The following is a 25,241-nucleotide window of genomic DNA, read 5'->3' on the forward strand; positions in this document are numbered from 1 at the left end:
GAAAGAACTAATTAAAGAAATATAAAAACCCAGGGAATGTTGCACCATTCCCCGGGTAGATTATGTGATTAAACTCGAAGTAAAACCACAAACCAATTCAAAAATATGAAAAACCGCACACACCCTTGGGGGATATTTGATTATTCTAACAAATTTAAATTACAAATGAGGCTCACATTCTTTTTCCTCTTTATAATGATTGTTCAGGTCCAGGCCAATAGCTATTCTCAGAATGCTAAAGTCACCCTACAACTTGAGGAAAAAAGTATAGAAGAAGTATTAAAAAAAATTGAAACACTTAGTGAATTCAAATTCTTATATAATAGTAAAGAAATTGATTTTGAAAGAAAAATTTCTGTGAATTATGTTAAAGAACCTATTTCTCGAGTCCTCAGGAATATATTCCTTGATACAGGAATTACTTTTCAAGTTATTAATAAACAAATAATCCTAAAATCTGATCTGAATAAAGTTACTTCTTACAACGTCGAACAAAGAAATAAAAAGGTATTTCAACAGGTGATTACTGGGACTGTGACCGATGATAATGGAATGCCTTTACCAGGTGTAAATATTACTGTTGAGGGTACTACAATAGGTGCTACTACAAACTTTGACGGGAATTATTCTATTGAAGCCCCCTCCAATGAATCTGTGCTTTTGTTTAAATTTTTAGGAATGAAGACAGCTCGTAAGACCGTAGGCGACCAAACCGTTCTAAATGTTGTTATGAAGACAGATTCGCAGTCTTTGGACGAAGTTATTGTGACGGCTACCGGTACCAAAAAAAGGGTAGAAATAGGTAATGCAATTTCACAGTTACAAGTAAGTGATGATGTAAAAGAGCGGCCCATCAACAATGTTTCTGATCTAATCCAGGGACAGGCTTCCGGGGTGCAAATTTATAATAGCGGCGGATCTACCGGCATGGGTTCTCGCATCCGGATTAGAGGATCTAATAGTGCTTCTTTATCGAATGAGCCTGTAATATATGTTGATGGGGTATTAATTAATAATCAATCTAATTCCATTTCGTTTGAAACTGGTGGTCAATCCCCTTCAAGATTTAACGATATAAATCCAGAAGATATAGAATCCATAGAGATTATTAAAGGACCCTCTGCAGCAACTCTATACGGTTCCATCGCAGCTAACGGTGTTATTTTAGTAACTACTAAAAAAGGAAAATTTGGAAAAGCCAGATGGTCCGCTTATCTGGAAAGTGGGTTAGTTCAAGATATTGGTGACTACCCAAAGAATTACCAAGCCCTAGATGCCGCAGGCAATCCTGGTTTCAATTTTGAAGCCGCAGAAGGAGAGTTTACACCAAGCATCATTAATTCTTTTCAACCTCTAAACGATCCCGACACTTCACCATTTAGAACCGGGAATTCATATGGGGTTGGGCTTAGTGTTTCAGGAGGCACCGAAAAAATAAATTATTATGTATCGGGTAATTTCGGAGATAATGAAGGGGTACTACCAGTGAGTAATATTCGCCGAACAAATTTTCGTGCCAATTTAGGTACAGATATTACCGATGAACTAAAAATAAATATTACCACAGGATATACCAATAGTGATTTAGAATTGCCACTCAATGATAATTTCTCATTGGCACTTATGTCCCAGGGGCTCAGTGGGAATGCAACCCGGGATGTTAATAATGGATGGGGGGAATTTACACCAGAGGAATTGTTCACCATTGATACAAGACAGCGTATAAACCGTTATACTACCGGGCTTAATACTAATTGGACTCCAAATGACAATTTAACCTTTAGATTAGCCGGGGGCCTTGACTTTACTTCCAGGTGGGATAGTCAATTCTTTCCCACCGGAGAGGCTCCTGCTTTCCTTAATTATGATGAGGGCGCCAAATTTTCCAACAGGTTTAATGAATTCGTTTATACCTTGGATGCTGTAGGTTCATATGAGGCCAACATATGGAAGAACATAAGTTCAAGAAGTTCAATAGGGTTTCAATATCTACAAAATCTAACGCAGGGCACACTTGCTTCTGGTTTTCAGATAGTTGCTGGGAGTAGGTCAATCGCAGGTGCTGCCGTAACAGAAAGTTCAGAACAAACCGTAGAATCACGGACAGTGGGGGTTTTTGTGGAAGAGCAAGTAGGTTTTGATGAAAAACTTTACATTACAGGAGCCCTCCGTGCTGATAGAGGAAGTGCATTTGGAGCTTCTTTCGATGCGGTAATTTACCCTAAAGTAAGTGCTTCATGGTTAATTACAAAAGAATCATTTTTTGAAACAGGAGACTGGTTAAATTCACTTCGCTTAAGAGGTGCATGGGGGGCATCTGGCGTTCAACCAGGGACTAATGATGCACTCAGGTTTTTTACTCCAATTGCCGCGACAGTAGATGGGGGACAAAATGTAACAGGAGTTACTTTTGGCAGTGTTGGAAATGCAAATTTAAAACCGGAACGATCTAGTGAAATTGAATTGGGGCTGGACGCCTCCTTTTTCACTAACCGTATAAATTTAGAGCTAACATATTTTAATAAGGAAACTGATGATGCGTTGATTTTTAGGCAGTTACCGTTATCTCTTGGAGTAGGAGAAGGTAGGTTTGAGAACTTAGGTTCAGTGAAAAATACCGGTGTTGAAGTAGCTTTAGATCTACGTATTTTAGAAACAGAAACCACCTACTTTAATTTAAACTTTATAGCTTCATTTATAGACAATGAACTGGTACGACTTGGTGACGGTATTCAACCAGTTATTTTTGGAGTCCAGCGCCATGTAGAGGGCTATCCTTTAGGAGGATACTGGGATGAACAATATACTTTTAATGACGCTAATGGTGACGGGCTGATTGCAATCGACGAAGTTCAAGTAGGAGAATTAACTTATTTAGGAACTCCTTTTGCTACTACAGACATATCCGTTACACCTGAATTAGGATTGTTTAGAGAAAGGATAATTCTCCAAGGCTTGTTAAATTACAGAGGAGGACAGAAGTTGTATAATAATACCGCCTCATGGCGAAATGGAAATAATAATACCAGGGAGTTGAATGATCCTTCATCATCTCTAGAAGGGCAAGCAAGAGCTATTGCATCTAAGTTCTATGGGACTGATGCCGGCTATATCGAAGATGCCTCGTTCCTACGATTAAGGGAACTCTCTTTGACATATAACTTCTCCAGAGAACTAATCAAAAATATTGGCTTTTCAAATTTAAGCTTTACAGTATCTGGACAAAACCTTGGACTTTGGACCGATTATTCTGGACTTGATCCGGAAATAAGTTCCGCAGGTCAAAATAATTTTGTGACCGAGGAATTTTTAAGCCAACCTCCCGTGAGATCATGGAAGGCTCGTCTAAACTTAACATTTTAAACAAAAACTACTATGAAAATAATAAATAAAATTATGAAAATTCATTGTCGCTCTTTATACACGTTGCTCGTAATCCTTTTCTTTGGTTTGACTAGTTGTGATTCTATTGTAGAGGTTACGGATCCCGATATAGTGACGCCAGAATCCTTGGATAGTGAAGCTGGTATAGCCACTTTAAGGGCCGGGTCTTTAGGTGATTTTGCAATAGCTATGAGTGGTTCATCAGCGGGACACGGGGGCACCACGGGCCTTATTGTAATGAGTGGATTAATGACCGATGAATATTATTATTCCGGTACATTTCCTACCCGCCGTGAAGCAGATACGAGATTGGTTCAAAACACCAATGGAGATGTTGACGTAATATATGGTAATTTGCATCGTGCCAGGGCTTCAGCAGAAGCAACCATCAGCATGATTTCAGAATTAGGGGGAGATCCAAATCTTGAGAGCGAAATGCAAAGTATTGTTGGTTTTTCCTATACTTTGTTTGCAGAAACCTTTTGTTCCGGAGTACCTTTCAGCAGGGCTCCAACAGATGGTGGAGAGCTTGAATTTGGAGTGCCCCTTACTACTCAAGAAATGTTTGAAACTGCTATTTCGCGTTTTGATAATGCCATTGCTACAGGAAATGAGCGATATTCTAATTTAGGAAAAGTGGGGAAGGCCAGGGCATTGCTTGGGTTAGGTAATTTGACGGAAGCTGCTAATGAATTGTCATCAGTTTCCACAGATTTTGTATATAATATTGAACACTCTATAAATTCCAGAAGGCAGGAAAATGGAATTTATACTATGACTACTGTTCGTAGGCAATTTTCTATTGCAGACGAGAAAGGCGGGAATGGTCTTTTATTTAGAAGTGAAATGGATCCCAGGACCCCCTGGGATGGTGGTGATGATTTAGGCCAGGACGATGTCACAATCTATTACAATCAATTAAAGTATCCTTCACCCGGCGAACCTGTAGTCTTGGCCTCAGGCATAGAGGCAAGGTTGATTGAAGCTGAAGCTCTGGTAGCTGAAAATGCCAAGGAGGCGGTAGAAGAAATCCATAATAACTTAAGGGCCAGGATTGGGCTTACTCCAGTAGATTTATCGGAAATGAGTGAAACCCAACTAAGGGAATTTCATTTTAAAGAAAGAGCTTTTTGGTTGTTTAGTACCGGGCATAGATTAGGTGATATGCGTAGGCTTGTTAGGATTTACAATAGAGAAGTTTCAGAGGTTTTCCCCTCGGGAGCTTACTTTAAAGGTGGGGAATATGGCCCTAATATGACATTTCCTATCCCTCAGTCTGAAGCCAATAATCCTAATTACCAAGGTTGTTTAGACCGTAATCCATAATTAAATCATCTTTATATTTCGAGGGGGCTTTTAAGCTCCTTTGGTACATTGTAAAACTTAGAGACGGATGCTTATGCTTAAAAATAAACTTATATAAATGAGATCAATACATTTGGTGCTAATTTATTGTTTATTCTTTTTTTCTGGGATATCTGCACTAATACTGCAAATTGCTTGGATGTACCAGTTGAGTTTAATTTTTGGAAATGCCTCTTATGCAACAGCTACCACCCTCGCAACCTTTTTTATGGGCATCGCCATAGGCGGATGGTATTGGGGGAACAAATCTGTGAAAATTAAAAAGCCATTATTTACTTATGGATTAATTGAAATTGGTATAGCTATCTCTGGCTTGCTTCTTTTGCCGGCTATTGAAATTTATAAAGGAAACTATAATCTATTGTATTCTGTGACAGGGGGAAATCCATATTGGATAATTTTACTAAAGTTCTTGTTCAGTACATTCCTTCTCATCATTCCTACTATCCTTATGGGAGGAACCTTTCCACTGTTGTCAAAATACGTAGGTAAGCAACGAAAAAACCTTGAAAAAAGAGGAACGGTCTTGTATACATTAAATACTGTTGGAGCAGCTATTGGGGCTTTTTTGACCGGTTTCTATTTGATCGAAAAATTTGGAATGCAAGTAACTTATATTTTGGCAATTACTTTATCTTTTAGTGTAGGTGTACTCGCAATGATATTATGTGATAAGTTTAAGAATAAAGAAAGTGGACTTCCTATAAAATTGGATGCTGGACCCAAAAATAAAGTAGAAGAAAGTGATAATACAGTCTATAAGAATCATCTATCTACTCCACAATTTATTATATTGGCGTTGTCTTCTGGTTTTCTTGCCCTTTCTTTAGAACTCTTATTGTTTAGAATGTTTGCTCAGGTTCTGCAAAATTCAGTCTATTCATTTTCTGCTATACTTGTGGTTTTTCTAATTTCATTAGGCTTTGGGGGAATCATTGCGAATAGACTTGCACAAACAAACTATGGGTCAAAAGAAATATTATTCCTATTCCTTTTATTCAGTTCCCTAACAATTGGAATTTCTCCCATAATTTTTAATATATATACAGATGGACTGGAATATATAGCTCCATATGCTTCATGGCCTGTTTATTTAGTTGAAGTTTTTAAATTAAGTATTTCTATCGTCGTACTCCCGGCCACCTTATTGGGAACTATTTTTCCCTTCCTACTGAAGGCAGCTCCCTTAAAATTTAGAGAGCCAGGAAAATTTGTAGGCAGGTTAATACTTTTTAATTCTTTAGGTAGTTTTTTAGGCCCGCTCCTCGCAGGTTTTATATTTTTACAATTATTTGGATTGTGGGTCAGCATTAAACTTATTGCTATTTTATATGCCGTGTTGGCGCTTTACATATCACTATCTTTAGATATTTCCAAGAAAGTTAAATGGAGCTTTTTAACCGTAATAATTATTGGTGGGATATTTTTTATTAAAGACCCTGCCATAGTACAATTAAGGCCTCAGGAAAAATTATTGGAATACTGGAATTCCAATAATGGAGTGGTGTCCATCACCAAGTCGGAAAACAACCTTCAAATGAGATTGGATAATTTTTATATCCTGGGCGATTCAGAGTCTCTTTTAGTCGAACAAATGCAGGCACATATACCTCTTTTTGTTCATCCTTCCCCAAAAAAAGTATTATTCCTTGGTATGGGCACCGGCATAACGGCAGGCGCTTCTTTAGATCATACAGTAAGTAAAGTTGTGGTTGTTGAACTTATAGGAAACATAGTCACCGCAGCAAAAAAATATTTCTCTTCCTGGACTAATGGATTATTTACTGATGATCGCGTAGACATACTTAAAGATGATGCACGCAACTATGTACTTGGCACTAATGAATCTTTTGATGTAATTATAGGAGATCTTTTTACGCCCTGGCATGCCGGTACAGGAAGCCTTTATACTGTAGAAAATTTTCAACAAATTAAGAAGACTTTAAATCCTGGTGGTCTATTTGCTCAATGGTTACCAATGTATCAGTTAACCCCAGAGGATTTTAATACTATAGCTGCTACTTTTTCTTCAGTTTTCCCACAGGTAACTGTTTGGCGTGCCGATTTTAATAGTACCAGGCCAAGTATTGCTTTAATAGGCCAGGACTTAAATGCTAAACTAGCCCAACAATCTCTAAAGGAAAATATTTCGAAGATTTTTAAAAATAATAGGGTAGAAAAAAATGATGCTTATCAACACATGGTAGGCTTATTTTATATAGGAAATTTAAAGGTCTTGAAAAATAACTTGGATAATTATATACTTAATACAGATGATAAGCGTGTGGTAGAATTTAAAGCTCCTAAATTTTCCCAACAGGCAAATGCGCTCCAGGGAAAATATTTAGTAGGAGAAGAATTGGAAAAATTAACTGAAATGATAACATCAGAACTACCACCCAAAAGTGATCCCTATCTTTCAGAATTACCTCCAGATGAGAAAAAATATATTAAAGTTGGCATGCTTTATTCCAGATACATAGAACATTTTTCTAAAGGTAAGGAAAATGAGGCAAAACTTGTGGAGCAGCAAATTAAAAAAATAGCTCCTAATTTTCTAAAATAAAAGCATCCTTATTTCATTATAGGATCCATACTTCAATGGAATTGGAACAAAGGGAGACTATGTTCATTTCTTATTACCGATGGTTAAGCCTATATCTCTGCAAAGATCCATAAAAAGTTGAGCTTCTGAAAAGACTTTATATTCAGCATCATTAATACAAGAGTTTTAAATTTGTTATGACGAATTAATTTTGGGTTTTTGGTTCAAGGAAAACATTCGGAAATACTGGTAAAACCGTTTAGGTTAACATATTTTTAATGAGTAAATATGGGATACACAAGGATTGTATACCCTAATCCAAAACCAAGGATACATATTTTGCCCAGCCTAAGCCTAATTTTTTTCGAACCCTGGGAAGTCCTGCCTCAATATTTACTTTCTTGTAGAGTTCTCAAAAATCCGAAAGGAAATTTCTATACATCCAAACGGTCAGGTATACTGGTTTTAATGGGGGTTTTTACCAACCCACAAAATCTTTAGTGATTTTTTATGATTCGGGAGATGGTGGAATTAGAGATTTCAAAGTTGTAAACCTCCTAATCTCTTTGATATTTTTTTAGCTAATTCTTATAGTGTATAAAAATATAAGGATGTTATTAATCCTAAACAATATCACTGTATTGGATCAAGGGAGGCAAAAAAAGGCATTCTGATATTTGAAAAGCGGGATATACGGGGCTTTAAGAAGGCGCAAATCTTTTTTTACCAAAACCATTTCTAGTGTTGTGATTGCCGGACCTTTAATTTTAATCCTAGCCAAGGAATCATCCAGTTCTCCTGTCAGCATATTTTCAATGCCACACTATCCCATGATTTTAAAAAGCCGGTGAGCTCGTCAACACCTTTGAATTGCTATAAAAACTCACAGTTGAATAATAATTTCCATTTACACAGTTTATAATATAGTCCTGCTTACTCTTTATTTATTTTAATTCGTGTATGACTAAATCTGGAATCCCTTCCTACCGAACAGCACAAACAAAAATGTTCTATATTCTTCGCCCAGTCTATTTCGCAGCACTCCAAAAGCTTTAGTTAAATGCGCTTCTACGGTTTTTATTGAAACTTTTAAATACTCTGAAATTTCAAGATTGGTTAATCCCTCTTTTCTGCTAAGCAACAAAACTTCTCGACATTTTGGGGGCAAGTTTTCGATTTCTTTGGTAATTCTGGTCATGATTTTCTCCCAAGAGGTTTCGCTGTGGTATTGCACTGCCTTGTCCAAGGCTTCGAAATATTTCTGTTCTAAGGCCATGGTCGAACGGTTTTTCTTGTATTGGTTGATGAATTCGTTGTAAACGGATTTAAATAAAAAATTCTTCAGGGAGGAAGTAGCTATTTGCAATTTTCTACGTCTTTCCCATGTGCGTAAAAAGACATTCTGAATAATATCCTGAGCTAAGGCCTGGTCGTTAGTTAGTGTCAATGCATAACCGAACAGCCTTGCATTGTATAAATCGACAAGCTGAATGAATGCCTCTTCCTCTCCTTTTTTCAACCGTTCTATCAATTCGCTCATTTCATTTTCCTCCATAGTTTTATCATTAATTATTTCATAAATATATAATTAAATGTTAAAAAAGTAAATAAAAAGTTAGGGTATTGGGAATTAGCTTTGTCTTAACTATAAAGATCCAGCCAATATATGATCGTCTCGAAACCTGAAAACCGAATTGTAAAATACCTTTTGAAAGAAGCAACTGTAGAAGATTTGAATGAATTATCCGATTGGATTTTGGTTAAAGGTAACGAACAGGTTTTTACAGAATTTGTCCGCACGCATTACGAAATAAATACTGCTATGGTGAAACCGGATGTTAAACAAATTAAGGAAATTCTTAAAAAAAGAATGAAAAGAGATAAATACGTGTTTCCCTACCGAAAAGTTCGATCGTTAATGAAATATGCAGCCGTCGGTCTTGTGTTTTTGGTTCTCGGCTATTTTTTCCAGCAGAATCAAGGCAATAACCCAGGTAAAATTGAACCCAAGGAAGAAGCCATCACCATCACTCTGGATAATGGAACTGTTAAAACCTTAGATCCCTTAATGTTTGGAGAAGTAAAGGATGCCCATGGCAATGTAATCGGTACTCAATATATGTCTAAATTGACATATGCGAAATCCGTTGACCCTATTACTAAAGATCCTGAGGTAAATAAAATTGTTTACAATACTTTAAAAGTACCTTACGGCCGACGCTTCGATGTAACCCTGTCCGATGGGACACAAGTTTTTTTGAACTCTGGTACCTCTTTGCGGTATCCGGTGCAGTTTTTAGAGGGATTTGACCGAACCGTTTTTTTGACTGGAGAAGCTTATTTCAATGTAACGAAAGACAAGAAGCATCCTTTTATGGTTTATGCGGATGAACTAAATATTAAAGTGTTGGGAACCAGTTTCAACGTATCTCATTATCCCGAAGACTCAAATATAAATACTGTTCTGGTCGAGGGATCGGTTGAAATCAATACTAGAGTTAAAGATAGAAAACATGAGGAAGGAATCGTTCTAGAGCCTGGCTTTAAGGCCGAGTGGCAGAAAGCAGGAAATGACATTACCATCCAAAGTGTAGATACCGAAATCTATACCGCCTGGATACAGGGCAAACTTATTTTTCGCAACACAAGTTTCCTAAAAATTAGACATGCTTTGGAACGAAAATACAACGTATCCATACAGAACTTAAACAAAGATCTTGATAAGCAACTGTTCGATGCCACTTTCGATATTGAAACTATTGAAGATGTCTTGGAATCGTTTAATAAAAGCTATGCATTCAAGTACGAAATAGAAAATAATAAAGTATTTATCCGGTAACCCAAAACTAGTCTCTATATACAAAATTATTAAACCAATAATTACTTCCTATAGTTTGAATATTATTACCAATTTAAAGAATGTTAAATTATGAAAAACTCTTATTTTATCGATTGTATTATACCATATCAACTAAAGGTTGACCTGAAAATGAAACTTACAGTGTTTCTAACTATAGTTACCCTCTTTCAAATTCATGCGAATACCTACTCCCAGAATAAGAAAATCACCTTGTATATGCCAAATGCGACTGTGGCTGAAGTTATCCGAGAAATAGAGTCCCATTCCGATTTCAAATTTTTATTAAATAGAAAGGAGGTGGCCTTAGATAAAGAGGTTTCCATAAAGATGGAAAAACAAAAAATTGAAACAGTGCTTACGGAACTGTTTTCAGATACAAATGTGGAATGGCAAGTGGTAAATAAGCAGATAATTTTAAAAAAACGAAAGGCCGAAGGGAATTTTTCCCAGGATTCGACAAGTAACACTGTGAATAAACTTAACGCCCAATTTATGGTGTCGGGTAAGGTGACAAATCAAGATGGTTTGCCTCTGCCTGGCGTTAATGTTATAATTAAAGGAAGTTCTGCAGGAACTCAAACAGATTTTGATGGAAATTATTCTATTGAAGCTTTTCAAGAAGACATATTAATATTTTCATTCGTCGGATTGCAAACTACTGAATATCCGGTGGGTGATGGAAGAACTATAAATGTCGTGATGAGCCCGGATTCAGCAACTCTGGAAGAAGTTGTTGTTACGGCTCTTGGAGTAAAAAGTACTCCCCGGTCAGTCAGCTATGCTGTGGAGAATGTGACCGCAGAGGACATTGAAAATACTGGAGAAACCAATCTTGTTAATTCGCTAGCATCGAAAGCAGCAGGTGTTAGTGTTGTAAGTTCTTCGGGTTCTGTTGGAGCTTCTTCTAATATAAGAATTAGAGGTAATACTTCTATCAATCGATCAAATAGCCCATTGTTTATTGTGGATGGTGTGCCAATTGATAATTCATCAGTAGGGAATGGGACAGGAGGTGCAGACAATTCCAATAGAGCAATAGATATAAATCAAAACGATATTGCTTCCATTGATGTGTTAAAAGGAACAGCTGCTCAAACCCTCTATGGACTTAGAGCCGCAAATGGTGTTATTATCATTACCACAAAAAAAGGTCAAACTGGTGCGCCCACCGTGGCGGTTTCATCGACGATTCAATTTAGTGAAGTAAGTCAACTGCCTAACCTACAAAAAGAATTTGCACAAGGACGACCTATTGATGGAGTTACTACATATAGGGGGCCCGAGACTGGTGACGGGTTTAGTTGGGGGCCAAGAATTTCTAGTCTAGAATATGACGGGGATACCTCTTACCCATATAGTAGATTTGGACGTCTGGTTCCTGAAGGAGAAGGTAATGGAATGCCTGCTAATGCATACGATCACTACGATTTTTTTGTTACAGGTGTCCTTAATGAGGAAAATGTTTCTGTTCGAGGAGGTTCAGACAGAATTAAATACTATGTGTCTGGAGGACTACTAAATCAAACAGGAATTGTTCCAGTGGAAGAATTTAATAGAAAGTCATTTAGAGCTGATGTTAGTGCAAAACTAAGAGATGATTTTGAACTTTCTGCAAGTGGAAATTATGTTACATCAGGAGGAAGTAGAGTACAGAGAGGATCAAATGTATCAGGTGTAATGCTTGGTTTACTAAGAACTACACCCTCCTTTGATAACGGTAATGGTTTAACTGGTAGAGATGCAGCAAATACAACAAGTACATATCTATTACCAGATGGCGGCCAGAGAAGTTATCGCGCCGGAATTTATGATAATCCATACTGGACTGTTGCAAAAAACCCTTCTACAGATGATGTAAAACGTTTTATTGGACGTTTATCATTTGAATACAGACCTCTGGACTGGGCTACCCTTCGAGGAACATTAGGTTATGATCAATATTCAGATGTTAGAAAAGCAGGGGTGGATATTAACTCTGCCGGTAACCCACAAGGTCAGGTTTCAGATCTAACACTTTTTAGTGAGGATATAAATTCACAGCTATTATTACTCATTGAAAAAGACATATCAGATGATATAACTTTTAATGGTGTGTTCGGTTATGACGGATTCAAGACAGAATCATTAACACGTCAAGCAATTGGAAATAATTTGACTATACCAGGTTTCTTTCATGTTTCCAACACGGCCAGTCAGTCAGTTTTTGAAGATGTTGGAAGAAAACAACTGGATGCTTTATTAGCAGATATTAAACTGGGATATAATAATATGTTATTTATAAATGGAGCTTTTCGGAATGACTGGTCCTCAACTTTACCTGATGACAACAATGATTTCATATCCTATAGTGTCGGAGGTTCCTTTGTGTTCTCTGAATTACTGAAACCAGGTTTTTTAAATTACGCGAAATTAAGAGGGTCGTATGGTAAAACCGGTAATGATGCTCCAGCGTTCGGTACGCTAACTTATTACAATGCAGCAAATGCTGGACCAGGCGGTTTTGTAAGTGGTAACCAATTCCCAATATTCTCAACTGTAGCTTTTGAAAGAGCTGAGCAATTAGGAAATGCTGAAATAAGACCCGAATCTACTAAAGAATATGAATTAGGCGCCGAGTTTAGATTTTGGGATTCGAGGTTCAGGTTGGATCTTACTTATTATAATAAAGAGACTACAGATCAAATTATATCGGTAGATCAACCAGCAGTAACAGGTTTTACATCACGAGTAATTAATGCTGGGGTCATCTCCAATGAAGGATGGGAAGTTTTAGGTTTTATTAATCCTATAAGAACCGACAATTTCAATTGGAATATTGATATAAATTGGACTACTTATGAAAATACCACATTAAAACTTGCAGAAAATGTAGAATCAGTAACGTTGCAGGATATAAGCGCTTCATCCAGAGTTATAGTTGGGGAATCATATGGTGTAATTTTTGGTTCGAGATTCGCAAGAAATGAGAATGGGGATTTATTAATAGATGATAGTGGATACCCTCTGGTAGATACAGAAGAAGGCGTAATTGGTGATCCCATCCCAGATTGGAACGCGGGAATAAGAAACACATTGTCTTACAAAAATTTCTCATTATCAGCTTTATTAGATGTAAGGCAAGGGGGAGATGTTTGGTGTGGTACCTGTGCAGTTATTGATTATTTTGGTACCTCACAGGTTACAGCTGAGCAAAGGACAATTACAGATTATGTTTTTGAAGGGGTTAACGTAAATACGGGTCAACCTAATACGACAGAAGTTGCGTTAGCCAATCCTGAAAATGGAATTAATTCTTATCGCTGGACACGTTATGGGTTTGGGGGTGTAAATGAAGATTATGTATTCGATACATCCTGGGTAAGGTTAAGGGAAGCAAGCCTCACTTATCAGCTTCCAAGTTCCCTTCTTGACGCCACATTTTTGAACTCTGGTTCAATAACTGCCTCTGGAAGAAATTTATTTTTGATTACTGATTATCCCGGAGTCGATCCAGAAACTAACCTCACGGGAGCCAGTAATGCGATAGGGTTAGATTACTTCAACCAGCCGAATACAAAAAGTTATGCATTAACGTTCAAACTTAATTTTTAATTAAAAAATACTATGAAATATTACAAATTAACAACAGTATTTTTCACAGTTTTATTTAGCATCTCGCTATTGGTTTCCTGTGAATATGATGACCTGAACCAAGATCCAACAAGGCCTGGGGGAGAAAGCGTGCCATTAGTTGCAATCGTTCCTGCAATGCAAACCCAAACTCACCGAAATATTGTTTCTGAACTTGGGAGATATGCAGGTATAATTATGCAGCAATGGCAGGGTTTTGACGCTCAGCAACTTGAGTACACCTCTTATGTAATTGGGGAAAGTGAACCGGATGCTGTGTGGAATCTCGGTTTTTACACAGGATCCATGCGCGATGCCGCAGATATTATTGAACGTGCTACAATGACAAATGCTTTAAACACAAGAGGAATTGCAAAAATATATATGGCGATTAATCTGGGGTTAGTTACCAATGCTTGGGGGGATGTCCCTTATTCTGAGGCATTTTTAGGACAAGAAAATCTATCTCCAAAATACGATGATCAGGAAGAAATTTATGCTTCAATCCAAATGCTTCTTTCCGAAGCAATAGATGATCTTAATGCGGACGATATTTCTGGTATTCAAGGTGATTTATTAAATGGGAGTAACGAACAGTGGATAAGTGCAGCTCATTCTTTGAAAGCTAGGTTTTATCTTGAACAAACCAGCGTAAATCCCAATGCTGCACAATTAGCCCTTGACGAATTAGATATGGCCGTTTCCAGCAATACAGAACAACTGAACTTTCAATTTGAAAATACTCAAAACGGTGGAAATCCACTTGCTTTGTTTGGCTTCCAAAGAATTAATACTATAATAATTGATGATTTCTTTGTCAATTTAATGATGGGAGATCCAAGAATGGACTTATATATGACTGAGATAGATGGGGGGAATTTCCTTTATTTCCAAGCTAATAATCCTGATTTATTTTGGGCTCAATTGAATAGTCCAAGTCCAGTGATTAGTTACTCAGAAACGAAGTTTATTGAAGCGGAAGCTTTAGCAAGAACTGGGGAGGATGGAACAGAAGCCTTAGAAGAAGCGGTAAGGGCTAATATGACGTATTTAGGAATTACTTCATCTGAAATTGACGAGTATTTAAATAATCTGCCATCTATAAGTATTCAAACCATCATTCTTGAAAAATATAAGGCTATGTATGGACAAGCCCCGATGCAGGTATGGAATGATTATAGAAGGACAGGTTTTCCCGATCTAATTCCTAATGCAAATGGAGTAAATCCATTAAATCCATCCGGTATAGTTCCTAGAAGATTATTGTATACGATATCCCAAAGATTATCAAACCCAAATGAGTATCAAGCAGCTATAGATTCCCAGGGAGGTCATCTTCTTGATGATGATATATGGGTTTTTCCTATAAATTAAATACAATTCGAAAATTTAATAATTAAAAATCTTAAAAATCCAACTTATGAAAATTTTAAAATTATCAGCAATTCTAATTTTTATGCTTTTAGCAACCGGACAAATTTATAGCCAAAATATGGAGGCAGAAAAGGAGGCTGTAAAAAGCGTCATGAAAAATTACAAGAATGCTATGCAGAATCTAACAACCAAGGGTACATTTGAATTATTCACCAAGGACTCTCATATTTTTGAATCGGGCGGCGTTGAAGGATCGTATGCAAACTATATAGAGCATCATATAGGGCCGGAATTAGGTCATTTCAATAAATTTGAATATTCAGATTATAAAATTGACGTGCAGGTAGACGCTCCGTATGCTTTTACCACCGAAACTTATATTTATACCATTGTCACCAAATCGGACGAAAACAGCGAGTCAAAAACTATAAAGAAAAAAGGTGTAGCGACTTCTGTTCTTAAAAAGATAGACGGTAATTGGAAAATAATTAAAATGCATTCATCTTCAAGAACCCCAAAAAAATAATATTAAAAAGTAAGAAATATTTACAAAGCGATAGTGGTTGAATACAATGATTATCGCTTTATTACCAAATAATTATGGTAAAAAGAAAAACAGCCCTGAAGATAAGACAGGCACATAGATACCTGGGTATTTTTATAGGTATACAATTTATAATGTGGACTGTAAGTGGTTTATACTTCAGCTGGACCGATATAGATGAAATACACGGAGATCAATTTCTTAAAACAGAAATGAAACATCCCAATTTCTCAGGGCTTGGAAGTCCCACAGAATTTAATCCTGAAATTGAGATGAATTCTTTACAATTGAAAGAAGTTGCAGGCGAACCTTATTACTGGATTAACGAGGAAATTCTTCAGAATGCCAGGACAGGAGAAATTAAAGAATCCCTTTCCGAAACAGAAGCTGTTGAAGTTGCTAATCAACATATAATTGATGAATTGGAAGTGACCGGGGTAGAAAGAATAACTTCTACTGGAAAACATCATGAATATCGTGGCAGACCTCTTCCAGCTTACGTGATTTCTTATAATACATCTGAGGATATTAGAGCTTATGTCTCTGAAACTGATGGAGCTTTTAGAACTCTAAGGCACCGAGATTGGCGCTGGTTCGATTTTTTATGGATGACTCATACAATGGATTACGAAGGCCGGGATAATTTTAATAATTTAATATTAAGAGCATTTTCCTTACTTGGTCTTATTACGGTTTTAAGTGGATTCTTGCTATGGTATACCTCATCTCCAACAATTAGGAAATTCACGAATAAAAAGAAGAAAAAGAAAACTTGAAATAATATACATTTTTAATAATTTTATTTAGAATATTAAAGTTGCTAGAAGTATTCTGAATTGATTAGCCGAAAAAGGCTGTTTACTTCTAAGCAGCCTTTTTTTAATCTTGGAGGATAAATTGTAAGCTTCCTCTAAATAATTAAGTTTCACGTAATTTATAGCTGATATTCTGCCTATTGAATCTTACGATTATTAGTGGCCGTAATCCACCATTTGAATTTATGTATGTTCTCTTGGCTGGTTGATATTCTCAAAATTCGGATGACATTGTCTATTTTAATCTTCCTGAGTTTCTATGCGATTAATCCGATTTTTAGCATCCAAACTACATGGTGATTGGTAAGGAAAATTATTTCAATGTGTACCTTTAGCTATTTGGATTCATCGGAAACCTTTAATTGCCCCTGTCCCCACCATTTGAAATAACAGCAGTACTGATGCCATGCTTACGACCGATGCCGGTGGCGGGTTCTGTTATTTGCATTTTACCGCGATGAAAAATTTATTTTTCCTTTAAAAACATCTTCTTTAAATTTTAAAATTCACACAAAATATATTTCCAATTTCTTAAAAAAAGAATAAAGTTATGGGGTTCAGAACACCTTTTAGATAAAACATAAATTATTTATAATCAATTAATGAAGCATATGAACATTCTTTAAGACCTATTTAAAATTATTAGAAACCTTCACAAGTCTTATCTCATTTGTTACAATTGTTACTGTAGATTTTGATTCATAATTATAATTTCGTCCAGAATAAAAATCTAGGAATGGAATTACTTGAAATATTTGGTTATATAAGTTCTCTTATAATTGGGATCTCACTTGGATTAATTGGTGGAGGCGGGTCTATACTTGCGGTACCTGTTCTGGCATACTTATTTTCTATGGGGGAGCGTGTGGCGACAGCTTACTCCTTATTCATTGTAGGAGCCAGTGCACTCGTAGGTGGGATCAAACAACATTACAAAGGTTACGTAGACTGGAAAACCGCCATCATTTTTGGGATTCCAGCTGTTATAGGGGTCACTATCGTTAGACACTATGTGGTACCGGCGTTACCTGAATCCTTATTCTATATCCAAGATTTTGAGTTTACAAGAAGGATGGCCATGTTTGGTCTATTCGCTGTTCTTATGATACCAGCTGCTTTTTCTATGTTACGAAAAAAGGATTCTGGAAAAGAAAAAAAATCCTCAAATGAAAGGAAGTATAATTATCCGTTAATTCTGGCAGAAGGTTTAATCGTTGGAGGGATTACTGGTATGATTGGTGCTGGAGGAGGCTTTCTAATAATCCCTGCCCTGGTGATTTTAGCCAATATTGAAATGAAAACGGCTGTGGGAACTTCATTAATAATTATCGCATTTAAATCACTCCTGGGATTTTTCCTTGGGGATGCCATAACTATGGAGATAGACTGGACATTTTTGGGAATAATAACAGGTCTTTCCTTTTTGGGTATTTTCATAGGATCCTATCTAAGCAATTATATTAATGGAGAACGTCTTAAAAAAGGCTTTGGTTACTTTATCTTTCTAATGGCCGGATTTATTTTCTATATGGAATTCTTTGTTAAAAATTAGGTGCAAATTAAAATTTACTATTATGAAAAACTTAAATGCAAAAGAGTTTGCAGACAAAATTGAAAATGATAATAATGCTATTATTCTGGATGTGCGGACCCCAAAGGAATGGAAAGACGGAATAATACCTAATGCTAAATTGATCAACCTTTTTGAACCTGTAACTTTTCAACGAGAAGTCTCAAATTTAGAAAAAGACAGGAACTATTATATCTACTGTCGTAGTGGAAATCGAAGTGGGCAGGCTTGTCAAATCATGGATACTAAAGGCTTTAATACGAACAACCTTGCCGGTGGTATTATGCAATGGGACGAAAAATTATCCAAACCTGTTTTTTAAAATTTCAGTAGAGATATGAAAGATAAGTCAAAGGAATTTTGGGAAGAAAGGTATAGCGATGAAGAATACATATATGGTAAAGATCCAAATGTCTTTTTTCGAACTGAGCTAGGTAAATTGAATCCTAATTCCATTCTCTTACCTGCAGATGGAGAGGGTCGTAATGCCGTATTTGCCGCAAAAACTGGTTGGGATGTTACTGCATTTGATCTGAGTAAGGCTGGAAAGGCAAAAGCTATAGAACTGGCTGAGAGGAATGATGTGGAAATAAATTATGAGGTCACTTCCGCACAGGAATTTGATAGCCATATCAAATTTGAGGTTATCGCACTTATTTATGCTCATTTTAATGCTGAAGACAGACCTGGTATACATAACCATTTATTACAATTTTTAAAACCAGGAGGAATTTTAATCTTCGAAGCATTTTCTAAAAAACAGCTTGATTATAATTCTGGAGGGCCTAAAGAACAAGCAATGTTATTTTCAAAAGAAGAGTTGAGAAATGAGTTTTCCGGACTTACAATTAAATATTTGGAAGAATTAGAAATAGAGCAAAACGAAGGAAAATATCACAAAGGTAAAAGTTGTGTACTACAAATGATAGGTGAAAAAAATTAATGTTCTAAAAAAATTTGATTCGTAACATTTGTTACTGTGCGGATTAAAGATTTTTGGCAACTTTGGAATACAAACCTAAAAAATAATAGTTATGAAGATAACACAATTTAAAGATGATGCCCTATCCCATTTTTCCTACGCTTTGCTAAGTGAAGGTCAAATGGCAGTTATAGATCCAAGTAGAAATCCTATTCCTTATTATAAATATGCCGAGGAGGAGAATGCAAAAATTGTAGCGGTTTTGGAAACTCATCCACACGCAGATTTTGTTAGTAGTCATCTTCAAATACACAAAGAGACAGGAGCTACTATTTATATAAGTGAAAAAGTTGGAGTATCCTACCCGCATCAGGCTTTCGATGAGGGAGACAGTATAGAGATTGGGAACACAAGCATTAAGCCAATATTTACTCCTGGACATTCCCCAGATAGCTTAACTTTTCATGCATTCCTTAATGATGAAAATGTTCTATTTACTGGAGACACTTTATTCATTGGTGATGTGGGTAGACCAGACTTAAGAGAAAAAGCAGGTAATACTAAAGCTAAACGTAAAGAGTTAGCGCAAATGATGTATTATTCAATTCAAAATAAATTTAATGAGCTTCCTGATGATACTAAGGTATATCCAGCCCATGGTGCCGGTTCATTATGTGGAAAGAATATGAGTGATGCCAATAGTAGTACTCTGGGTAATGAGCGTATGGGTAATTGGGCATTCAAAGAGCAAACCGAAGATGAATTTATTGCAGAGATATTAAAAGACCAACCTTTTATACCATCATATTTTGGTTTTAATGTCGATTTAAATCGCAAGGGAGCTGAAAATGTTCAATCTGCTAAATTTAGAGTACCCCTTAAACTAAATGTGGAAAATATTGAAGATGAATTTCTTGTAGTTGATACCAGGAATGAGCAACTTTATAAGAAAGGCCATTTACCCTATAGTATCAACATAATGGCACGAAGTGAAAGTGATAAATTTGAGACCTGGCTGGGAGCTATCATTGAGCCTGAAGAACAATTTTATTTAGTGTTGGAAAGTATAGATAAGCTAGAGGAGATCCTAGAAAGGGTTGCTAAAATAGGTTATGAAAAACAATTGAAAGGAATTTTCACTTTATCTGAAGAGGTTTCAGGTTCCTCAGAGAAATTTGATATACAATCTTTTGATAAAAATAAGGAAGATTATACGATCGTGGATATTCGGAATACTAGTGAAGTTTCAGAAGGAAAGATTTTTGAAAATGCATACCACATTCCTTTAAATGATCTGCGTAATAATATAGGTGATCTTCCAAAAGATAAACCTATGGTGGTTCACTGTGCCGGAGGATATCGTAGTGCTGCAGGCAGCAGTATACTGGAAAATGAAATTAATGAAGTTCCGGTTTTTGATTTGAGTGAGGATGTAAAAAAGTACTCCTCCTAAAATTAACAACAATATCCTATCATTTCTAACGGCCTTAGGTATTCCCAAGGCCGTTATTTTTTATGCTGGACCTTAATTAAAACTTGCAGGAAATTATAATTTTTTTGATTTAAATCCAAAATTATATGTTCATGTAACATTTGTTACTTGACGCACATTTTCAATTCAATATCTTCGTTCAAAATTATATATAACATGGAATGGATTTATGAACCATGGCCCTGGTATGTTTCAGGTCCCTTAATTGCTGCAACAATGTTCGTGTTGCTATATACCGGTAAGCAATTTGGAATGTCTTCTAATCTTCGCACGATGTGTTCAGTTGGAGGAGCAGGCCAAGCTGCAGAATTTTTCAGGTTCGACTGGAAAAAAGAGAGATGGAATCTTATGGTGGTTTTGGGTGCTGTACTGGGTGGATTTTTTGCGTCTACTTATCTCTCAAATAATACAGTAGAAATAAATACGCAATTAGCAGATAAATTAAGTAACGAATACGGAATAAATAGTGCGGGAGAAGCTTATATGCCTCCCGAAATATTTGCAATGGAGAATCTTGGTGATCCTGTAGTGTTATTTGTACTAATAACTGGAGGTTTTATGGTAGGCTTCGGAGCAAGATATGCGGGTGGTTGTACTTCCGGTCATGCTATTTCCGGATTGAGCAACCTACAAATACCTTCATTAATTGCCGTCATTGGTTTCTTTATTGGCGGCCTTATAATGATACATTTATTCTACCCATTAATATTTTAAAATGATGAAATATATTACTTACATCCTGATTGGATTCTTTTTTGGAATAATTATGTACAAATCTGAAGCAGCTTCCTGGTTTAGGATATACGAAATGTTTGAATTTGGTTCTTTCCATATGTATGGTATTATTGGATCAGCATTAATACTCGGAATACTGGGAGTGCAATTCATTAAAAGAAATAATATTAAAGCTATGGGAGGCGGAGAAATGCAATTAAAACCTAAAAATAAGAGTGTGCCACGCTATTTGATTGGTGGTATCATTTTCGGATTAGGTTGGGCTTTGGCCGGCGCCTGTCCTGGCCCCATGTATGTACTTGCCGGATCTGGATATATATCGATTTTAATTGTCATTGCAGCTGCATTACTAGGTACGTTTATGTATGGTCTGCTTCGGAATAGGCTTCCTCATTAAAAAGAGCATCTATCATGAAAGAAAAACTGTATGATGCTTATTCCTTTATTTTTGAAGAGGAATTGTTGAATGAAATTTTTGAAGTAGGGACAAATAAATTTATACCTGCAGGAGAAACTATTCTAAACGTTGAAGAATATGTTACCTCCATCCCTTTATTATTAGACGGAGCTATAAAAATTTCCCGTGTTGATAATGATGGGGATGAATTATTACTCTATTTTCTTGAACGAGGAGATACCTGTGCAGTCACTCTCACCTGTTGTCTGGAAAGAAGTAAAAGTGAAATAAAAGCAGTTACTGAGAAGGAAACCAGATTAGTTATGATTCCTGTTGAAAAAATGGAGGAATGGATTATAAAGTATAAATCCTGGCGGACATTTATTTTTCAAAGTTATAATTTAAGACTTAAGGAAATGTTGGATGCTATAGATTCAGTAGCATTCTTTAGGATGGATAAAAGATTATTGCAGTACCTCCAGGATAAGGCTAAGATCAATCAAAATGAAACCTTACAAGTAACTCATCAGGAGATCGCTTACGATCTTCATACTTCTCGAGTGGTGATTTCAAGACTGCTTAAAACCCTAGAAATGGATGGCAAAATTTCATTACGTAGAAACAGTTTAGTGGTACTAGATTTATAATTATCTTTTCTATGTGTAACATTTGTTACCTTTTAAATCCAAAGCAATTTGTAAGTTTGTTTCAATGAGTACAAAAGCTCTCATATCATTATTTCTGATCCCTCTATTTTTAGGGAAGTTATTGATTGTAGATGCAAGTCTTATCAACCTGCTGTCCATGGGGACAATTTCTTTGGTAAATCCTTACTGCGAAAAAAAAGATTTGAATTCGGATCAAGAGAAGACGTATGAGTTCGTTCAAAATGTAGAAAACCAGAATCTGATGATTGAAGTAAGCAGTTTTTGTACTCCCCAATTCAATTTTAATATTTTTTCTTGGACGCCTAGTTTAGCGGAGGTTTTCCTCGAGAAAAATACCATTTATTCTTCAAAATTAAGCTATCTGTATCTGGATAGTCATTCACCACCTCCAAAGTTAGTGTAGTTGAGATTTTAGTTTTTTGCAATGGTAAGTTATACCATTTCAGACCAGATTATCAATTACAATAACATACATAATGACGAACAAAATTTTTATAAGTCGTCGTTCCATTCAGTTATTACGAATATTGGTTAGTGGCATTTTTCTGGTGGCAGGCAGCAATCATCTGCTCAACACTGAGAAAACGGTCCGCCGGCTTGAACAGGCCAGCTTCAAGGGTATCGCTTACTTTTTTGGCGAACCAGAATGGCTTGTAATTCTTTCCGGAATCGTAATGCTGGCAGCAGGTTTCTTATTCCTTATTGGATATAGGACGCGATGGGCGGCAATAGTATTAATACTTGTATTACTACCCATAACCCTATCGGTACAGGTAGGACAAATAAACACACTGGGGCCTCTTTTTAAAAACATAGCAATACTGGGTGGCCTTCTGTTTTTTATAATAAATGATACAGATAAACTTTTTAAAACGAAATAATATGAAAACGATATTTTTTAGCAGCATCTTACTGATGCTTACATTATTTGCAGGAACTGAGGTAAATGCACAGCAGGACATGAAACATAACTATGTGGTACTCACAAAAAAAGTACCGCAGCTACAGCCCATACTTATTACGGCTGAAAATCTAAAAAAAGAAGATGGAGAACACTTTGGAAAATTTGAAGTGATCATCTGTGGAAATGAAATAGGTGATATAACCGACCCTGCTAAAATAGAAGAATTTATAGCCAGAGCTGAAAATCTGGGGGTTGAACTTGTAGCCTGTGGCTTTTCGTTGAATAAGTTCAAGGTGAATAAAGAGACCGTCCCCAAGGAGATGAAAATTGTGGAGAACGGAATTCTGTACAATTTCCAACTTCAAAAAAAAGGATATAAAAGTTTAAGTCTCTAAGTATGAAAAAATTCAGAAGTAAATTACTGATTACTTTTGGTTTAATAGGAACCTTTATTATTATCATATCCTTTAAAACCGAAAAAACCCATAAAAGCAGTAATCAAACGGTCAAGGACACCTTAAGTATTACGGTGTTACAAACAGCCGATATACACGGGCAATTGGATACTCATCCTGAATTGTTCTGGGAAAATGAGAAAATTGTTTTTAAGAATAGAGGTGGCCTGGCCAATATAAAGACTCTTTTTGAAAGAGAACGTAAAATGAATCCGGGTAAAACACTTATCGTGGATGGGGGAGACCTTATTCAGGGAAGTGGTTATGCGGCTTTATCAGAAGGTAAAGCAATCCCCGATATTATTAAAAATATGGGCTATGATGTAATTATTCCGGGTAACTGGGAGGTGGTCTATGGCAAAAAAGTCATGTTGGATGTCATGAAAAACTATGATACAAAAGTTATTGCACATAACATGCATCACGAGGAAACCGGGAAGGATCTATTTCCTCCTTATTGGATAAAAGAAATCGAAGGTGTTAGAATTGGTTTTGTAGGACTTAACGATCCAGATGTTCCGGTAAGACAAAATCCCATCTTTAGTCAAGGGATTGAGTTTAGCGGAATGGATGAGAAATTTTCAAATACTCTTGAAAAATTAAAACAGGATAAAGAGGTAGATGTTCTTTTCCTTATAACTCATATTGGGATTTTTAAGCAGGTAGAACTTGCAAATAATCCATTGGCAGAGCCTGTAGATTATATTCTGGGGAATGACACTCACGAGCGAGTTCAGGAACTCATTCAGGGTAAATATGCTAAGGTTACGGAGCCGGGAGCTTTCGGCTCTTTTGTGGGTAAACTACAGTTAAATTTTGTTGATAACAAGCTTGTCAGTGATTCGTACGAACTTATAGAAGTGGATCCTGAAAAATTTCCGGCAGATGAAAGGATACAATCTCTGGTGGATCAAGCAAAGGAACCTTACAGGGAACATCTGGAAACCGTAATAGGATACACTACTGAACCATTGTACAGGTACTTAACCGTTGAGAATCCTATGGATAATATGATAACAGATGCAGCCAGGTGGAAAACCGGGGTAGATATAGCCATTTCCAATGGCTTCCGTTTCGGGAATCCCATCGTACCTGAAAACGGAGAGCCAGCTCCAATTACCCGGGCAAATCTTTGGAATCTACTCCCCGTAAACGAAAAAGTAAAAACAGGGAAAGCTTCTGGTAAACAGATAAAAAACTGGCTGGAAACTGAAATACATAATGCTTTTTCACAGAATCCTACCGAACGTTTCGGAGGCTGGCTGGTAAGATTTTCAGGAATGAAGGTAGAATTTAATAGCCAGAACAATAAGGGAGAAAGAATTCAAACGATAACTGTTAATGGAGAACCAATTCAGGATGAAAAACTTTATACGATTTCGGCCTGTGTGAGACCGGGAGATCCATTGAATAATTTATGCCGAATGCCTAATGTAAAAGATGTTGAAATAATGGATTATACCATTCATGACGTGGTTGAGGAATACCTAAAGGAAAATTCCCCTGTTTCTCCTGGCTTGGAAGGAAGAGCTTACTGTGAATATTTAGGAAAATATTCTTTTTCCACGGTACCAGGTACAGAATATAAATTTAATTAAATAG

19 protein-coding genes are annotated in these 25,241 nt (G+C 36.4%); 18 read left to right on the plus strand and 1 reads right to left on the minus strand.

Annotated features, from left to right (window positions below):
- Positions 1-165 precede the first annotated feature (165 nt).
- The 3 genes from GFO_RS05855 (at position 166) to GFO_RS05865 (ending at position 7,315) form a co-directional block, all read left to right on the plus strand.
- Positions 166-3,363: a SusC/RagA family TonB-linked outer membrane protein gene (locus GFO_RS05855; RefSeq protein WP_158308614.1), complete on the plus strand. Its 3,198-nt coding sequence runs from the start codon at positions 166-168 to the stop codon at positions 3,361-3,363.
- A gap of 12 nt (positions 3,364-3,375) precedes the next feature.
- Positions 3,376-4,710, plus strand: coding sequence for a RagB/SusD family nutrient uptake outer membrane protein (locus GFO_RS05860; protein ID WP_011709146.1), 1,335 nt, complete (start codon positions 3,376-3,378; stop codon positions 4,708-4,710).
- A 178-nt stretch (positions 4,711-4,888) separates the two neighbouring features.
- A complete protein-coding gene (locus tag GFO_RS05865) occupies positions 4,889-7,315 on the plus strand; it encodes a fused MFS/spermidine synthase (RefSeq protein WP_041250029.1) in 2,427 nt (808 codons plus the stop codon).
- A gap of 943 nt (positions 7,316-8,258) precedes the next feature.
- On the opposite strand, the gene GFO_RS05870 is transcribed toward GFO_RS05865, so the two are convergent.
- Entirely contained in the window at positions 8,259-8,849 is a 591-nt protein-coding gene (locus GFO_RS05870) for an RNA polymerase sigma factor (protein WP_011709150.1), read from the minus strand.
- A 153-nt stretch (positions 8,850-9,002) separates the two neighbouring features.
- Between GFO_RS05870 and GFO_RS17235 the strand changes: the two genes are divergently transcribed.
- From GFO_RS17235 to GFO_RS05950, 15 genes are all read left to right on the plus strand, one after another.
- On the plus strand, positions 9,003-10,133 hold the full coding sequence (locus GFO_RS17235; RefSeq protein WP_158308615.1) for a FecR family protein: 1,131 nt from the start codon (positions 9,003-9,005) through the stop codon (positions 10,131-10,133).
- Between the two features lie 90 nt (positions 10,134-10,223).
- Entirely contained in the window at positions 10,224-13,745 is a 3,522-nt protein-coding gene (locus GFO_RS05880) for a SusC/RagA family TonB-linked outer membrane protein (RefSeq protein ID WP_011709152.1), read from the plus strand.
- A gap of 12 nt (positions 13,746-13,757) precedes the next feature.
- Entirely contained in the window at positions 13,758-15,137 is a 1,380-nt protein-coding gene (locus GFO_RS05885) for a SusD/RagB family nutrient-binding outer membrane lipoprotein (protein WP_011709153.1), read from the plus strand.
- 46 nt (positions 15,138-15,183) lie between these two features.
- Positions 15,184-15,663, plus strand: coding sequence for a YybH family protein (locus tag GFO_RS05890; RefSeq protein WP_011709154.1), 480 nt, complete (start codon positions 15,184-15,186; stop codon positions 15,661-15,663).
- A gap of 74 nt (positions 15,664-15,737) precedes the next feature.
- Positions 15,738-16,457: a PepSY domain-containing protein gene (locus GFO_RS05895; protein ID WP_011709155.1), complete on the plus strand. Its 720-nt coding sequence runs from the start codon at positions 15,738-15,740 to the stop codon at positions 16,455-16,457.
- Between the two features lie 775 nt (positions 16,458-17,232).
- Positions 17,233-18,048, plus strand: coding sequence for a sulfite exporter TauE/SafE family protein (locus GFO_RS05900; protein ID WP_011709156.1), 816 nt, complete (start codon positions 17,233-17,235; stop codon positions 18,046-18,048).
- Positions 18,049-18,070: 22 nt separating this feature from the next.
- Positions 18,071-18,388 (plus strand): rhodanese-like domain-containing protein, encoded by a 318-nt coding sequence (locus GFO_RS05905; protein ID WP_011709157.1) that lies wholly within the window; start codon positions 18,071-18,073, stop codon positions 18,386-18,388.
- Positions 18,389-18,403: 15 nt separating this feature from the next.
- A complete protein-coding gene (locus GFO_RS05910; RefSeq protein ID WP_011709158.1) occupies positions 18,404-19,009 on the plus strand; it encodes a class I SAM-dependent methyltransferase in 606 nt (201 codons plus the stop codon).
- 91 nt (positions 19,010-19,100) lie between these two features.
- Positions 19,101-20,441, plus strand: a complete 1,341-nt coding sequence (locus GFO_RS05915) for an MBL fold metallo-hydrolase (RefSeq protein ID WP_011709159.1) — start codon at positions 19,101-19,103, stop codon at positions 20,439-20,441.
- Between the two features lie 195 nt (positions 20,442-20,636).
- Entirely contained in the window at positions 20,637-21,194 is a 558-nt protein-coding gene (locus GFO_RS05920; protein WP_011709160.1) for a YeeE/YedE family protein, read from the plus strand.
- Between the two features lie 4 nt (positions 21,195-21,198).
- On the plus strand, positions 21,199-21,612 hold the full coding sequence (locus tag GFO_RS05925) for a DUF6691 family protein (protein WP_041250270.1): 414 nt from the start codon (positions 21,199-21,201) through the stop codon (positions 21,610-21,612).
- 14 nt (positions 21,613-21,626) lie between these two features.
- A complete protein-coding gene (locus GFO_RS05930) occupies positions 21,627-22,259 on the plus strand; it encodes a Crp/Fnr family transcriptional regulator (protein WP_011709162.1) in 633 nt (210 codons plus the stop codon).
- Between the two features lie 497 nt (positions 22,260-22,756).
- Positions 22,757-23,161 (plus strand): DoxX family protein, encoded by a 405-nt coding sequence (locus GFO_RS05940; RefSeq protein ID WP_011709164.1) that lies wholly within the window; start codon positions 22,757-22,759, stop codon positions 23,159-23,161.
- A 1-nt stretch (position 23,162) separates the two neighbouring features.
- Positions 23,163-23,579, plus strand: a complete 417-nt coding sequence (locus GFO_RS05945; RefSeq protein ID WP_041250031.1) for a DsrE family protein — start codon at positions 23,163-23,165, stop codon at positions 23,577-23,579.
- A gap of 2 nt (positions 23,580-23,581) precedes the next feature.
- Entirely contained in the window at positions 23,582-25,237 is a 1,656-nt protein-coding gene (locus tag GFO_RS05950; protein WP_011709166.1) for a bifunctional metallophosphatase/5'-nucleotidase, read from the plus strand.
- The last annotated feature ends 4 nt before the right edge of the window (positions 25,238-25,241 follow it).

Source organism: Christiangramia forsetii KT0803, from assembly GCF_000060345.1.
GTDB lineage: Bacteria > Bacteroidota > Bacteroidia > Flavobacteriales > Flavobacteriaceae > Christiangramia > Christiangramia forsetii.

Bases quoted from the DNA above. Each gene is read 5' to 3' on its own strand.
- GFO_RS05855 (WP_158308614.1), top strand. From the start codon at position 166: ATGAGGCTCACATTCTTTTTCCTCTTTATAATGATTGTTCAGGTCCAG.
- GFO_RS05860 (WP_011709146.1), top strand. From the start codon at position 3,376: ATGAAAATAATAAATAAAATTATGAAAATTCATTGTCGCTCTTTATAC.
- GFO_RS05865 (WP_041250029.1), top strand. From the start codon at position 4,889: ATGTACCAGTTGAGTTTAATTTTTGGAAATGCCTCTTATGCAACAGCT.
- GFO_RS05870 (WP_011709150.1), bottom strand. From the start codon at position 8,849: ATGGAGGAAAATGAAATGAGCGAATTGATAGAACGGTTGAAAAAAGGA.
- GFO_RS05880 (WP_011709152.1), top strand. From the start codon at position 10,224: ATGAAAAACTCTTATTTTATCGATTGTATTATACCATATCAACTAAAG.
- GFO_RS05885 (WP_011709153.1), top strand. From the start codon at position 13,758: ATGAAATATTACAAATTAACAACAGTATTTTTCACAGTTTTATTTAGC.
- GFO_RS05890 (WP_011709154.1), top strand. From the start codon at position 15,184: ATGAAAATTTTAAAATTATCAGCAATTCTAATTTTTATGCTTTTAGCA.
- GFO_RS05895 (WP_011709155.1), top strand. From the start codon at position 15,738: ATGGTAAAAAGAAAAACAGCCCTGAAGATAAGACAGGCACATAGATAC.
- GFO_RS05900 (WP_011709156.1), top strand. From the start codon at position 17,233: ATGGAATTACTTGAAATATTTGGTTATATAAGTTCTCTTATAATTGGG.
- GFO_RS05905 (WP_011709157.1), top strand. From the start codon at position 18,071: ATGAAAAACTTAAATGCAAAAGAGTTTGCAGACAAAATTGAAAATGAT.
- GFO_RS05910 (WP_011709158.1), top strand. From the start codon at position 18,404: ATGAAAGATAAGTCAAAGGAATTTTGGGAAGAAAGGTATAGCGATGAA.
- GFO_RS05915 (WP_011709159.1), top strand. From the start codon at position 19,101: ATGAAGATAACACAATTTAAAGATGATGCCCTATCCCATTTTTCCTAC.
- GFO_RS05920 (WP_011709160.1), top strand. From the start codon at position 20,637: ATGGAATGGATTTATGAACCATGGCCCTGGTATGTTTCAGGTCCCTTA.
- GFO_RS05925 (WP_041250270.1), top strand. From the start codon at position 21,199: ATGAAATATATTACTTACATCCTGATTGGATTCTTTTTTGGAATAATT.
- GFO_RS05930 (WP_011709162.1), top strand. From the start codon at position 21,627: ATGAAAGAAAAACTGTATGATGCTTATTCCTTTATTTTTGAAGAGGAA.
- GFO_RS05940 (WP_011709164.1), top strand. From the start codon at position 22,757: ATGACGAACAAAATTTTTATAAGTCGTCGTTCCATTCAGTTATTACGA.
- GFO_RS05945 (WP_041250031.1), top strand. From the start codon at position 23,163: ATGAAAACGATATTTTTTAGCAGCATCTTACTGATGCTTACATTATTT.
- GFO_RS05950 (WP_011709166.1), top strand. From the start codon at position 23,582: ATGAAAAAATTCAGAAGTAAATTACTGATTACTTTTGGTTTAATAGGA.